Genomic DNA, 13,493 nt, shown 5'->3' with positions numbered 1-13,493 from the left:
ACGGCCCTTTCGGCGCTTGCTGCCCGTTCTCCAGAGATTCATCCGAAATCATCTGCATCGCCGATCGAAGGTTGCTGCCGCGTTTGAGTCATGAAAGTCTCCAAACATATTGACATCAAAAATTGGTACATGTTTAAATAGAAGAAGTGTTAGCACTCTATTGTAAAGAGTGCTAAAAGAAACCTCGTTCAGATTGGAAAGGAGATTTTTTCATGGCGAAAAAACAGTTTAAAGCTGAATCCAAACGGCTGCTCGAGATGATGATCAACTCCATCTATACGCAGCGCGAGATATTCCTGCGCGAGCTGATTTCGAATGCCAGCGACGCAATCGACAAGATTTATTATAAAGCGCTGACCGACGACAGCCTGACCTTTAATAAAGAGGATTACTACGTTAAGATTACCGCGGATAAAGCCAACCGCACGCTGACCATTGCCGACACCGGGATCGGGATGACCAAGGAAGACCTTGAGAACAACCTCGGCGTCATCGCGAAGAGCGGTTCCCTTGCATTCAAGAGCAAGAATGAAGCGAAGGACGGACACAATATCATCGGCCAATTCGGCGTGGGCTTCTACTCCGCCTTCATGGTGGCCGACGTCGTTACCGTGACGAGCCGTGCCCTGGGCAGCGATGAGGCATATAAATGGGAATCCGAAGGCGCGGACGGGTATACCATTACGCCTGCCGAGAAGGATTCCGTCGGAACCGAGATCGTGCTGAAGATCAAGGAGAACACGGAAGACGATCAGTATGACGAGTATTTGGAAGAATACCGCCTAAGAGCGATCATTAAGAAGTACTCCGATTTTATCCGTTATCCGATCAAAATGGACGTGAAAACGCAGCGTCCGAAGGCAGATGCCGAGAACGAGTTCGAGGAAGTTCAGGAAGAGCAGACCATCAACAGCATGGTGCCGATCTGGCGCAAGAACAAAGGCGAGCTGACGGACGAAGATTACGTCAACTTCTATAACGAGAAGCGTTACGGTTTCGATAAACCGCTCAAACATATTCACGTCAAAGCGGATGGTGCCGTGGTATATAACGCGATTCTGTTCATTCCCGAGAATACGCCGTTCGATTATTACACCAAGGAATACGAAAAAGGGCTTGAGCTCTATTCCAACGGCGTTCTGATCATGGACAAATGCGGAGACCTCCTGCCGGACTACTTCAGCTTCGTGAAAGGGATGGTAGATTCGGAGGATCTGTCGCTGAACATTTCCCGCGAGATGCTGCAGCATGACCGCCAGCTGACGCTGATCGCGAAGAACATCAAGAACAAAGTGAAAAGCGCGCTGCAGGGCATGATGAAGGACGAGCGGGAGAATTACGAGAAATTCTTCGCATCCTTCGGCCGAGGCCTGAAATTCGGCGTTTACAACGATTACGGCATGAACAAGGAAGATCTTCAGGACCTGCTGCTGTTCACGTCCTCCAAGGAGAAGAAGCTGGTTTCGCTGGATGAGTACGTGTCCAGAATGCCGGAGGATCAGAAGTATATCTATTATGCTTCCGGCGACTCCATCGACCGGATCGAGAAGCTCCCGCAGACCGAAATGGTGCTGGACAAAGGCTATGAAATCCTGTACTTTACGGACGATGTCGACGAGTTTGCGATCAAGATGCTCATGAAATACAAGGAGAAGGAATTCAAATCGGTATCCAGCGGGGATCTCGGCATCGATTCCGAGGCCGACAAACAGGAGAATGAAGCCGAGGAGAGCGACAACAAGGAGCTCTTTGAAGCCATGGGCAGCCTCTTGGCCGGCAAGGTGAAGTCCGTCAAAGCCTCCAAACGACTGAAATCCCATCCGGTGTGCCTGTCCACGGAAGGCGAAGTCTCGATCGAGATGGAGAAAATCCTGAAGGCGATGCCGAACGGGCAGGATATCCAAGCCGACAAGGTGCTGGAGATCAACACGAACCATGAGGTGTTCCAGTCCCTGAAGGCGCTGCAGGGGGATCAGGATAAGCTGAAGCTCTACACGAATCTGCTGTACAATCAGGCGCTGCTGATCGAAGGCCTGCCGATTGCCGATCCGGTGGAATTCACGAACGATATTTGCAAAATCATGGTGTAAACCGTAGTAGGTAAAACTCATGCGATGATAACTAACAAACCCGATGCTTTGGCGTAAGGCGCCAGGGAATCGGGTTTGTTTTTTTTGCTGCATATCGCCTGAATGCGCTGCTGCTTACTACGCCACGTCCGCGGCAAGATCCGATAACAATCCGTTCTCGGGCGCCACGCCCAAGAGGTCGTATACCGATATGGGGAACATCGGAAAGCCGACATAGTATGGCGTGATGGCATACAGCGGATAGAAGATGACCAGCGACTTATCGGCCAGATAGAAGTCTTGATTCGGCGAAACGGTAACCGGAACGTTCTCCAGCACGGGAATGCCGCGTTCCTTGATCTGACGGTTCACTTCGGCGGCCAAGACGGCTTGATAGCCGGAGCCTGGGCGGAACAGATCGGATAAGGCATAGGATTGTCCGGTGGCCGTGGAGAAGGTCAGTCCTTTTGTCACCGTATACCCGTGCGCCATATGCTCGGAGTAGGTGTAGCTGGTCAGCACAAGGCTAAGAATGCCGCGCTCGTTCGTTTTAATCTCAAAGGTGCCCGTCGTTTGCGGGTTGGTGCCGGTCTGAACCTGCTGCTGTTCACGCTGCATATCCTGGATTTGAAGAATAATGGCCCGGTTGATGGCTTCTTCTGCTCCAGGATTCATGCGGCCGTATACCTGCGGATAATGAATCACGAGACCGGGTGCCGTATGCGTGAGAGTATGGATGCTCACCGGCGGTACATATTGCGCCATGCGTACCATCGCTCCAATCTAACATCAGATACGTTAGCCTATTCGGAAGCGGACTCGGAGGTTACCAAGCCGGAGGGGGCGGAAGTTCGGATTTCCGAGGCTGGCGGGTTTAGAGGGACGGCAGTCCGGTCAACCCGGCAGAACGGCTTCGGTCAGGCAGAGTGCTCCACTGCGACAGAACGCTCCAATACGACGCGGCGGTCCAAGTCCGCGGGCGTCTCTGCTTGAGAACGGGGAGCCTTCACTCCTTCTCTGCAGCGACAGACGTAAGCAGTCTTCTTACAAAGACCGCGAATATGACCAAGGATACGACAACAGACACTGCCGTAACCGTAAACAGATAGGCATAGCCGATGCGCTCGGAGACCAGGCCCAACAGGATAGCGCCAAGTCCGATGCCGAGATCGAACGCCGTCATGAACGAGGCGTTGGCTGCGCCTCTTCGGTTCTCGGGCGCAATGCGCAGGGTGGCCGCTTGAAGGGCGGGCTGGGCTGAACCAAAACCGATGCCGTACAGAATGGCGGCGGTAATCAGTCCGGGCAATCCGCTCGATTGGCTTAAGACGATCAGGGCACCGGCCGTTATGACAAGGGACGGAATGATGACGGCCGCTTCGCCGAAACGGTCCGACAGCTTCCCGGCAAAGGGCCTGATCAAGGTAAGAGCGACGGCGTACACCAGGAAAAAGGTTCCCGGATTGACCCGGATGGACTCGGCAAACAGCGGGAGAAAGGTCGTAATTCCACCGTAGGCAACCGCCAGGAAAAAGATCGCGGCCGTGACAGGCAGAACGGATTTCTCGACCAGCTGAATTCGCCCTGCCGAAGGTTTGGCTTGGTAAGGGGCTCTGGTCATGTAGGCCAGTATGAAGGCAATCAGGGAGAGCCCGGTAGCGACCAGAAACAACGTCCGAAACGAATACCCGCTCACGATATAAGTACCCAGCATCGGGCCGATGGCCATCGCTACCGTCATCGCCATACCGTACCAGCCCATGCCTTCCCCGCGGCGGGAGATCGGGATTAAATCCGTGATGACCGTCCCGATGGAGGTTGTCGAGAAAGCCCAGCTCGCGCCGTGCAGGATCCGCAGCGCAAGCAGAAGCAGAATGCTGCCGACCCAATCGTAGAGGTACATCGAAAGAACAAAGAAGATAAGACCCCAAACGTAAAAAGCTCTTCTGCCGTACCGGTCCACCAATCCCCCGACCATCGGGCGAAAGACCACCGCCGTCAGCGTAAACGCGCCGGCCGCCAAGCCCACCTGGGTCTCGGAGCCGCCCAGATGCTTGATATACAGCGGAAGCGTTGGCAGCAGCAGATAGAAGCCCGTAAACAGAAACAGCATTCCGACCGTCATCTGAATAAACGGCTTCGTCCATAAACGTTCCATCCAGTAATCCCCTCCTTGATATCAAATGCGACAACGCTTGAACGCTAGTCCTCTTCGGACTTAACAGCCGCTATTTCTTTCTTGATCCATTCGATATTCGTTTTCCCCATCTGCTTTCGGTGATCCAGCACCCTCAGCAATTGTAATCGCTGTTTCTCAGGTTCGGGTTTATAGAACGCGATCTCCGCTTCAAAATCCGTCACATGCTTCAGGTTGGTCTCCAGATAAATCAAATACTGCTGCAGGCAGTCGAGTCGAACCCTTTTCGGAACATACCGGAAATAGACCACTTTGAAATGGAACATCTGCTCCGTATCCATGTTGTATTCCAGTGGTTTCTCCATGAGCTCGAAAAACTTCCGCCGGCCGGAATCGGTAATCCCGTAGATTTTTCGGGGGCGTTTGCCTCCGCCGGACCCGTCCAGACTGAGATGGATCCACTCGTGATCCACCATCCGGGAGAGCAGGGGATACAACGTTCCGGAACTGATCTGGCGGTAAGGCCCGCCTGCATTTTTAAGAATCTCTTGAAGCATGTAACCGTGTTTGTCTCCGGTCATTAATTCGCCCAGAACAAAAATTTCATACATACAGACCGCCTCCAACGATATGTCGATTCGATATAAATATATATCGTATCGACATAAAAAAGCAATACGTGGAAGTGAATTTCCGTGATTCATTTTCAAGCTGCGGTCCACCCGCTTGCCCCTTATTCATTCAGACATGTGACAGGTGAAGATAAGCAGAGAGCGCTTTGAAATGTTTTTTCGATACACGAAAAAAGGTAAGGGAGTATTTGCGGGTTAAAACGGAGTTTTATGATGAAACGCAGAGGAGCAGCCGGTGAAGCCGATCCCAAGAGGAACGGCTTGAAGAATGCGAAGAGATCGAAATTTCGAGCAATCCCCGGCCCCTTGTTCCGGCTTGCTATTTTCGTTACAGTCCGCCTGCATTTTTTCCTGGGCTCTCATCAGACTGTTCGTTGACCTTGTTGACATATTCCTGATGCTGAAATCCCCAGGTGCACATGTCGGTGAGTACGCTGTCCAAGCTCTTCCCGTGCTCCGAGACGGAATACTCCACCTTGGGCGGGATCTCCTGATATACCTTGCGTACGACCAGCCCATCCTGTTCCAGTTCACGAAGCTGATTTGTCAGCATGCCTTGGGTCACGCCCGGAAGCAGACGCCGAAGCTCCCCGAACCGTTTGGTTCCGTCCTGCAGCAGAATGAACAGAATCAGCGGTTTCCACTTGCCTCCGATTAATTGCAGCGTGGTCAGGATGCCGTCGGTGTTAGGCCGTTGATCGTTTGTTCTCATATTCTCATCTCCCGCTTGGAAGTGTGTGATCGATCTTGTTTCTTGGATGATAGTAATGTAGCACAGGATTCGGTTTAAACCCAGTACTATTCTTATTCGTACTTAGTACGTTTTATCGTACTATGCATGGGATGATTAGGTACGCCAGAGCGGACTAAGTACAGAAAAAGAGCGTACTTTTCAACGAAACCGATCCGAAACATAATGGGGGTGTCAAACAAATCAAATGAGACAGGAGAGACCTGAGTATGAAAACCATGGTGATTGTGGCTCATCCGAATTTAGACAACTCGCGTGCGAATCGGATGCTGATGGAGCACGACGGGCTGTATGCGAATGGAAATGTAGATGTCCGGGATCTTTACAAGGAGTACCCGGATTGGACTATCGATATCGAGCGCGAGCAGCAGCTCCTTCTTCAATACGATCGGGTGGTGTTCCAATTCCCGTTTTACTGGTACAGCTGCCCGCCTCTGCTGAAGAAATGGATGGATGACGTGCTGACCTTCGGTTGGGCGTTCGGGCCGGAAGGCAACAATCTGAAGGGCAAGGAATTCATGCTGGCCACGACGGCGGCAGGATTGGAGCAAGGGTATCAGGCAGGCGGGGACAATTGGTACACCGCAAGTGAGCTGCTGCGGCCGATTCAAGCCACGTTGAAGCGGTGCAAGGCCCATTATCTGCCTGCCTTCGTGACCTATAACGTAGAACGGGTAAGCGATGAAACACTTCGGGCGGAGGCCGGAAGGTATGCGCGGCAGGTTCTAGCACCTGCCGTCGTGGAAAGTCGATATTAAGGCATGCTTGACCATAAACCATAGCACACTGGCTTTTGTCGATTAAAACCATATAGGGCATGATGAAGTCATACAGTGAGTGCGTGAGCGTGGCCTGAAGCTGCACCCTACGCCCTTTTACGAGCCCGCTACTTTTGGCTTGAGGAGCTTCACCAGCACGCACGTACCCATTCGAAGGAGGTTCCTTCATGACCATTGACGAAGCCATCCACTTGGAGCCCTATGACAAGCAGTGGGCGGATCGGTTTAACGACGAACATCGGCTCTTGATCGGGGAGATCGGTCCTTATATGGCTGCGATCGAACATTTCGGAAGCACGTCCGTACCGGGCATGACGGCCAAACCCATCGTCGATATACTGGTGGGCGTGGAGACCGCCCGGCATACGGATGAAATCCTTCCCAAACTGGCCGCCATAGGTTACGAGAACTTGGGCGAATCCGGGATCATCGGCCGCATTTACCTCCGCAAAAGAGGAGAGCTCGCCTATAACGTTCATATCGTGTCGTACCGTGGCGACATCTGGAACCATAACATCATAATTCGGGATTACCTCCGGGCTCATGCCATGGAAGCCGAGCGATACAGCGAGATCAAACAAAGGATCGTTTCGCAAGGAGCCCGGACCCTGCTTCGATACTCCGATGAGAAGAATGCGTTCATGGAGAAGCTTCTTGCCAGAGCGAAGGAGTGGAAGAACGGGAGAACAGGAGAACAAGCTAATTAAACTCCTGCCTGTCCCATTCCCCTTTCATGGCCTTGCATTGCTTTCGGTACGCCGAAGGGGTGAGGCCATGAAATTTTTTGAACGTCTTGCTGAAATGGACATAGTCCGAGAAGCCGACGCGGTAGGCTGCTTCCTGAGCGGAAAGCTCCGACTCCGCAAGCAATTCCCTCGCTTTTTCCATGCGAACCTGCACCAGGTATTTCACGAAGTTCATATTGGTTTCGTTTTTGAAGGTACGGCTTAAATACGTCACCGACATCCCCACCGAATCGGCTACCTCCTGCAAGGACAAATCCTCCATCGCATAGTTTTCTTCAATGAATCGTTGGGCTTTTTGGATATTATGGCGGGATCCCAGATTTCTGGAGCCTTTAATCAATGCCAGCATTTCCTTGACCTTATCCTCTGTTTGGCGGCGGCAGGCAAGGGGATCATCCTGCGCCCACTGCTCCTCACCGGTGTCCATGTTCAGCATCAACCCGCGTTCTCCAAGCGCAGACAGCAGTTCCGATATCAGCATATGGGCGTACCGTGACAGGCTGACCTCTTTCGGTCCCATCGTCTCAAAAAGGGCCATGATCTCATGGGTTTGTTCCAAGGCCTCCCGCTCCTCGGCAGACCACAGCAGCTCGGCGAGCCTGGCTTTATGGCGCTGCTGCGCAAGCGTCCATTTCGTCTGCTGGGAGAATCGCGCTTTCCGCTCGTCCAGCTCCCTGCAGGCACGTTCCAGCGTTGCATGGAACTGGGCCGGGTCGATGGGCTTCAGCAGGAAATCCGATACGCCATAACGCATGGCCTGACGCGCGAATTCGAAGTTGTCGTGGCCCGACAGGATAATGAAATGCATCTGTGCATGGGATTCCCGGACACGGCGGATAAATTCCAGCCCATCCATTTCAGGCATGCAAATATCGGTCACGATGATGTCCGGCCGGCTGTTCTCCAGCATTTCTAAGGCTTCAACCCCGTCTTCGGCTTCGCCGGCAACCTCAATCCGAAGCCCCGACCTCTCGACAAGCTTTCGCAAACTCAAATGAATGGCGTATTCGTCATCAATCATCATGATCCGGTACATAATGTCCCTCCTCGCTAGTCCTATATGGCAGTCTGATTTCAAATATCGTGCCTTCCGAGGGCACGGATTCCACAAGGTACAGTCCATACTCGTCCCCGAAGGTAAGCTGGAGCCTTTGATGGACGTTCAAGAGGCCGATGCCGCTGGTGGTTTCGTCCCCGTCGTTTCGCAGGACGCCAGCTTCCGGCTTCTTGCCGGAATTCAGAATTCGCCTGATCTGCCGCAGCGTTTGCGCCGTCATGCCCACCCCTTTGTCCCGGATCACGATCGCATAATAACCCGCCTCCGCGCGTGAGCTTATCCCGAGGTAGGAAGGCTTCTTGCCCCTGTATCCGTGGATGAACACATTCTCCACGATCGGCTGCAGCGTCAGCCTGACGGCGTTCACGCGATCCAGATCCCGTTCGTTCACGTCCATATCGATCCGCAGCTTGCGGAAGCGGGCGCTTTGAAGATCCAGATAATACTGGACATGCGTCATTTCCTCCCGGAGCGGCACAACGGATCCGGCATGGCCGATATTGTAGCGGAACATATGGGCCAGCGCCCGCGTCATGCGACTGATTTCCATATGATCGTCCGCGATGGCATATGAATTAATGATCTCCAGCGAATTGTACAAAAAGTGCGGGTTGATATGGGACTGCATGGAGCGGAGCTCGGATTCCTTCTGCTTGATCATGAGCTCCCGCTCCTTCAGCTGGGAATCCTGCACCTCCCGGATCAACCGCTTCAGCTCTCCCGTCATGCTGTAGAAGCTTTGAAACACGGCCGTCATTTCATTGTTGCGGAACCGGTTCATATGGGTGGGAAGAACGAAATCGCCCCGTTCGACGCGGGCCATCAACTTCTGCAGCATGGAGAGCGGCCTTGTCAAGGACAAGGAAAAACCGCCAACAAGCGCCAATGCGATGATCAAGAGCATCGACGCGGCCGCAAGCGAGTAGTTCCGCTGGGTGATTAAATCGCCGATGAGATTGTTCAGCGGCAGATCGGCGACAACCGTCCAGCCGGTGATCTGCGATCGTTCATGGAGGACCATCTTCTCGGTGCCCGATACCGCGTCTTGATGCCGGAAGAAGGAGGAGTCCCGGTTCTGAATACGCGATAACAGCCCGGGCTCGACTTCGGCCCCGATCTGTTTCGGATTCGGATGGTAGATCATATGCCCGTCGCCGCCCATAATCCAGACGTCAAAGCCGCCCAGCGAATCGTTGGAGCAGATGGCGCCAATCTGCTTCAGATTGAGGTCGACGATCAATAAGCCTTTATAGAGAAAGGATGAATTGTCATAGAGCTTCCGGGCGACGGTGAGGGAAGGCGTGTTTCCTACCCGGCTGAGGCCGATGATCTGAAAATCGTTGTATTGGTCCAGCTGCGCTTGAAAGGAGCGGTTGCGTTTGCGGATTTCGCTCATATCGAGCAGTCCCGGCGCGCTTTCGTAATCGGTAATTTGCCGCTTGTTCTCGGCGACGAGCGAGATCCCGATGATATCCGATCTTCCGTAGATCATCTGGGCGAACAAGTCGTCCTCCACTTTTTTGGCAAGCTGAAAATAGGCATAGGGAGTGAGCTCCGTGGTCGAGAGAAATTGCTGGATCTGCGGGTTATGGATAAAGGGATAGGTGGAATTCTCCAGATTGGATATGTAAGAATCCAGCGAGACGTTGGTTTGCTCGATGATACGCTTGTTGGCGCCTGCGGCAAACTGTTCAATCGCTTCGGTGGAGGACTGGTACCAGAAGCTGCCGAGCAGAAAGAAGGGGAGGCCAATGAATAGGATGATCAGCACGAACAATCGTTGGTTAATGGTCAGATTACCGATGGAAACGCCTTGGATGTTCATCGCTCTTCCGCCTTCCTGGCTTTGAAGTAGGGAATGTAAGGAACATTGTAGCAAAAAAACACAAGTTGTAAATAAAAAACCATGATGCCGCGGCAAGAAATCACAAGTGGGATAAGAAAGTACATGGGCGCTGACGGTCGTTATCAACTACAATCTCATTAATCCATTTCAACATTAATAGGGGGCGACGATTAGTGAAAAAGAGAAAAGGGTTCTACAGCTGGGTAACGGCCTTATTGCTGATATCCATCATTGTAAGCGGATGCGGTGATGCCAGCGATGGTAAGACCGGCACCGCATCTCCCGGCACCGGAGGCGGCGAGGAAGATAAGAAGGTAGAAATCCTGCTCGGATATTATTCGAGCGACAGCTCCGATGCGAAGATGAAGGAGCTGATCGAGCAGTTCGAGGAAAAGCATCCGAACATTACGGTGAAGACGCAGAGCGCCCCTTACGGGCAGTTCTATCAGAAGCTGGATACGCAGATCGCGGCCGGCCAGGCGCCGGACGTATGGCTGTCCGACGGCGTCTACGTCATGAAATATGCCCAGCGCGGTGCCGCCAAGGATCTGACCGATTGGATTGCCAAGGATCTGAAAGCCGACGAGTACTACGGCCTCGATTTCAACAAGGACGCGGACGGACGCTATTGGGGCGTGCCGCAGGGCATTCAGGTCGGCGTGCTGTTTTACAACAAGGATCTGTTCGATAAAGCAGGCGTAGCGTATCCTACGGACGAATGGACCTGGGAAGACCTGAAAGCGTCGGCAGCCAAGCTGACGGTGGACGCCGGCGGAAAAACAGCCGAGGACAGCGGATTTGACGCAGCCAGCGTGAATCAGTTCGGGCTTACCTTCTTCAGCATTACCGAGGGCTGGTTCTCCGTGATGAAATCCTACGGCGGCGGTGCCCTTGACGAGAAGGCGGAGAACTCGATCATCAATTCCCCGGAGAACAAGCAGGCGTTCGAATGGATGGTCGACGGCATGCAGCGCGGCATTATTACGGATCCGGTCGACCTGAAGAGCTTCCAGAGCAATACCGCCGTGTTCCCAAGCGGATCGGCCGCCATGCGGATCGGCATTTATGCCCGGGTGCAGGCAGCGAATGAAGCCGGCCTGAATTACGACGTGACGCTGCTGCCGAAGGGACCTGACGGCAAGCGGGTGTCCCCGGTCATCGCCAATTCGTGGGTGATTAACCAGAAGTCGAGCGACGAGAAGGCGCAAGCTGCCTGGGAGTGGATTAAATACTGGGCTACGGAAGACGATGTGCAGAAGCAGTGGACGGAGCTTGGCGAAGCCGTGCCCGTGAAAAAATCCGTAGCGGAATCCGAAGTGTTCCTCAAGGCGGGAGAGCAGCCGGCTAACCGCCAGGCCTTCCTGGACAGTCTGGAGTTCGCCCAAACGCTCGACAACAACGCGGTATGGGAAGAATGGGTGGGCAAATTCAACGAACATGCGGAGCGAGCCTTCCTGGGCGATGCAACCGTCGATCAGGCGTTAAGCGAAGCGGACGCAGCCGTTCAGGCGGTCCTCGATGATTTTTATAAAAAATAAATCAAGGGTGGAAGAAAGGCGGGAGTGAAATGGACAATACGCTAAACGACAATGCAGCACTCAAAGCCGATCCGATGCCGCATGGAAAGCCCGCCCGAAAACGGAAATGGGATCATGAGGGGAGATGGGGGCTGCTCATGGCCTCCCCTTATCTTCTCCACTTTATCATTTTTGTGGCGGGTCCCCTCGCCGCATCCCTGTACTTCAGCTTTTCCGATTACGATATGCTGAATCCGCCCGAGTGGAGCGGATTGGATAATTTCCGGCGCATGGCCGAGGATTCGATGTTCTGGCGTTCCCTGTGGAACACCCTGTATTTTGCGGTTCTGTTCGTACCGCTCCAGACCTTTCTCGCGCTCGTGCTGGCCGTCGCGTTAAACCAGCGATTGAAAGGGCTTAAATGGTTTCGGATGGCTCACTTCATCCCGGTGATCTCCTCATGGACCGTCATCCTCTACGTCGCCGACGCCGTATTCAATCCTCGCTTCGGCCTGGCCAATACGCTGCTCGCCAAGCTGGGGCTGGAAGGGCAAGGCTGGCTGCAGAACCCGAAGCTGGCCATCCCGCTGCTCGTCTTCATTGCGGTTTGGAAAGGGATCGGTTATATCATGGTCATTTATCTGGCGGGACTTCAGAGCGTTCCAGGGGATTTGTACGAAGCCGCGGAGATCGACGGCGCAGGAGCCCTGCGTAAATTCCGGTACATTACGGTTCCATTGATCTCGCCGACGACCTTCCTGGTTGTCATCATGAGCACGATTTCTACCTTCCAGGCATTCGAACAGATCTACGTGCTGACCGGCAGGGGCGACATCAGCTCGGCGGGAGGCCCGAATAACTCGAGCCTGGTCATGATGCTGTATTTATATCGCGAAGGGTTCACGTTTATGAGGATGGGCTATGCTTCCGCTATTGCCTGGGTGCTGTTCATGATCCTGTTCCTGCTGACGCTCATCCAGCTTCGCGCTCAAAAGAAATGGGTGCATTATGACTGATCCGGCGTTCAAGATGGAACTACTGCAAGTGCGGAACGGCATCGGGGGAAGGAGGAGCCTCAAATGAGAAGAAGACTGCTGGGAAAAAGTATCGGATACGTACTGATCGGGATCAGCTCGCTCATCATGATCGTGCCGTTTCTGTCGGCGCTTATGAATTCATTGAAAACCTACAGGGAATATACAACGGTTCCGCCCCGTTGGATTCCCGAAGTATTCCAATGGTCCAATTACGCCCAGGTGTTCCAGCTTGGGAATATTGGCGGCTACACGCTAAACAGCATCTTCGTGGCCGCGTTGTCCGTCATCGGCGCACTAATCTCTTGCTCGATGGTCGGCTATGCGTTCGCGAGACTGCGCTTTCCGCTGAAAGGCGCGCTGTTCGTGATGGTGCTGGGGACGATGATGATACCGGCGGTGGTCATCATCATCCCGCATTTCATCATTTTTAACAAACTGAACATGCTGGATACGCTCACGCCGCTGTGGATCATCGAATGGCTGGCTCAACCGTTTGGCATTTTCCTCATGAGGCAAGCTTTTATGAATATACCTAAAGAGTATGAGGAAGCGGCCAAGATGGAGGGCTGCAATCCGTTCCAGATTTATCTGCGGATCTTCATTCCGATGGCCAGGCCCACGCTGGCGACGCTGGCGATCTTTACGTTCATGGGCAAGTGGAACGAGATTCTGACGCCTGTCATTTATTTGACCTCGAACGAGAAGTATACGCTGCCTATCGGCATACTCTCCTTGTCCGGACAGTGGACCGGCAATGAACAGCTCATGATTGCGGCGGCCTTGGTCAGTCTCGTTCCGATCCTGCTGGTATTCCTGTTCGCCGAGAAATATTTTGTGCAGAACCATAATATGGCCGGGATTAAATAACGGCGTATTCAGCGCTTGAGAAGGCGAAAATGCAGACGAAAGGATGAAAGACGAG

Annotated in this window: 13 protein-coding genes; 7 read left to right on the top strand and 6 right to left on the bottom strand. The window is 53.3% G+C overall.

Translation table 11 applies throughout. The features are described 5' to 3' along the window. The first annotated feature begins 212 nt into the window (after positions 1-212). A complete protein-coding gene (htpG, locus tag RB297_RS14130) occupies positions 213-2,090 on the top strand; it encodes a molecular chaperone HtpG (RefSeq protein ID WP_375120745.1) in 1,878 nt (625 codons plus the stop codon). 117 nt (positions 2,091-2,207) lie between these two features. Here the strand turns inward: htpG and RB297_RS14125 are convergent, their stop codons facing one another. Then, positions 2,208-2,834, bottom strand: a complete 627-nt coding sequence (locus RB297_RS14125) for a DUF3298 and DUF4163 domain-containing protein (protein ID WP_375120744.1) — start codon at positions 2,832-2,834, stop codon at positions 2,208-2,210. Here RB297_RS14125 and RB297_RS14120 point away from each other — a divergent pair. Next, entirely contained in the window at positions 2,826-3,062 is a 237-nt protein-coding gene (locus tag RB297_RS14120) for a hypothetical protein (protein ID WP_192569520.1), read from the top strand. The genes RB297_RS14125 and RB297_RS14120 overlap by 9 nt on opposite strands. Positions 3,063-3,075: 13 nt before the next feature. On the opposite strand, the gene RB297_RS14115 is transcribed toward RB297_RS14120, so the two are convergent. From RB297_RS14115 to RB297_RS14105, 3 genes are all read right to left on the bottom strand, one after another. After that, the gene (locus tag RB297_RS14115; protein WP_145038865.1) at positions 3,076-4,227 is read right to left on the bottom strand and encodes an MFS transporter; all 1,152 of its coding nucleotides are present in this window, start codon (positions 4,225-4,227) and stop codon (positions 3,076-3,078) included. Between the two features lie 44 nt (positions 4,228-4,271). Beyond that, positions 4,272-4,817 (bottom strand): PadR family transcriptional regulator, encoded by a 546-nt coding sequence (locus RB297_RS14110; protein WP_096775158.1) that lies wholly within the window; start codon positions 4,815-4,817, stop codon positions 4,272-4,274. Between the two features lie 349 nt (positions 4,818-5,166). After that, positions 5,167-5,550 carry a winged helix-turn-helix transcriptional regulator gene (locus tag RB297_RS14105; protein WP_012819326.1) on the bottom strand — a complete coding sequence of 128 codons (384 nt, stop codon included), beginning with the start codon at positions 5,548-5,550 and terminating at the stop codon, positions 5,167-5,169. A gap of 248 nt (positions 5,551-5,798) precedes the next feature. Between RB297_RS14105 and RB297_RS14100 the strand changes: the two genes are divergently transcribed. Both RB297_RS14100 and RB297_RS14095 read left to right on the top strand, forming a co-directional pair. Beyond that, positions 5,799-6,347 (top strand): NAD(P)H-dependent oxidoreductase, encoded by a 549-nt coding sequence (locus tag RB297_RS14100; RefSeq protein ID WP_096775159.1) that lies wholly within the window; start codon positions 5,799-5,801, stop codon positions 6,345-6,347. Positions 6,348-6,535: 188 nt separating this feature from the next. After that, positions 6,536-7,075 (top strand): GrpB family protein, encoded by a 540-nt coding sequence (locus RB297_RS14095; RefSeq protein ID WP_375120743.1) that lies wholly within the window; start codon positions 6,536-6,538, stop codon positions 7,073-7,075. Here RB297_RS14095 and RB297_RS14090 read toward each other — a convergent pair. Then, complete coding sequence (locus tag RB297_RS14090) at positions 7,068-8,150, bottom strand: response regulator (RefSeq protein WP_375120742.1); 1,083 nt, start codon at positions 8,148-8,150, stop codon at positions 7,068-7,070. The genes RB297_RS14095 and RB297_RS14090 overlap by 8 nt on opposite strands. Beyond that, positions 8,128-9,996, bottom strand: coding sequence for a sensor histidine kinase (locus RB297_RS14085; RefSeq protein WP_213580421.1), 1,869 nt, complete (start codon positions 9,994-9,996; stop codon positions 8,128-8,130). Before RB297_RS14085 ends, RB297_RS14090 begins: the two co-directional genes overlap by 23 nt. Positions 9,997-10,190: 194 nt before the next feature. Between RB297_RS14085 and RB297_RS14080 the strand changes: the two genes are divergently transcribed. The 3 genes from RB297_RS14080 (at position 10,191) to RB297_RS14070 (ending at position 13,438) form a co-directional block, all read left to right on the top strand. Further along, the gene (locus tag RB297_RS14080) at positions 10,191-11,555 is read left to right on the top strand and encodes an ABC transporter substrate-binding protein (protein WP_375120741.1); all 1,365 of its coding nucleotides are present in this window, start codon (positions 10,191-10,193) and stop codon (positions 11,553-11,555) included. Positions 11,556-11,584: 29 nt separating this feature from the next. Further along, the gene (locus RB297_RS14075; protein ID WP_375120740.1) at positions 11,585-12,550 is read left to right on the top strand and encodes a carbohydrate ABC transporter permease; all 966 of its coding nucleotides are present in this window, start codon (positions 11,585-11,587) and stop codon (positions 12,548-12,550) included. Between the two features lie 63 nt (positions 12,551-12,613). Further along, complete coding sequence (locus tag RB297_RS14070; protein ID WP_009594969.1) at positions 12,614-13,438, top strand: carbohydrate ABC transporter permease; 825 nt, start codon at positions 12,614-12,616, stop codon at positions 13,436-13,438. Positions 13,439-13,493: the final 55 nt, after the last annotated feature.

This window comes from Paenibacillus sp. CR_12 (assembly GCF_041953985.1).
Classification (GTDB): domain Bacteria; phylum Bacillota; class Bacilli; order Paenibacillales; family Paenibacillaceae; genus Paenibacillus_AQ; species Paenibacillus_AQ lautus_A.
Note: the sequence above shows the minus strand (reverse complement) of the source record. Positions and strands in the feature narration are given on the sequence as shown.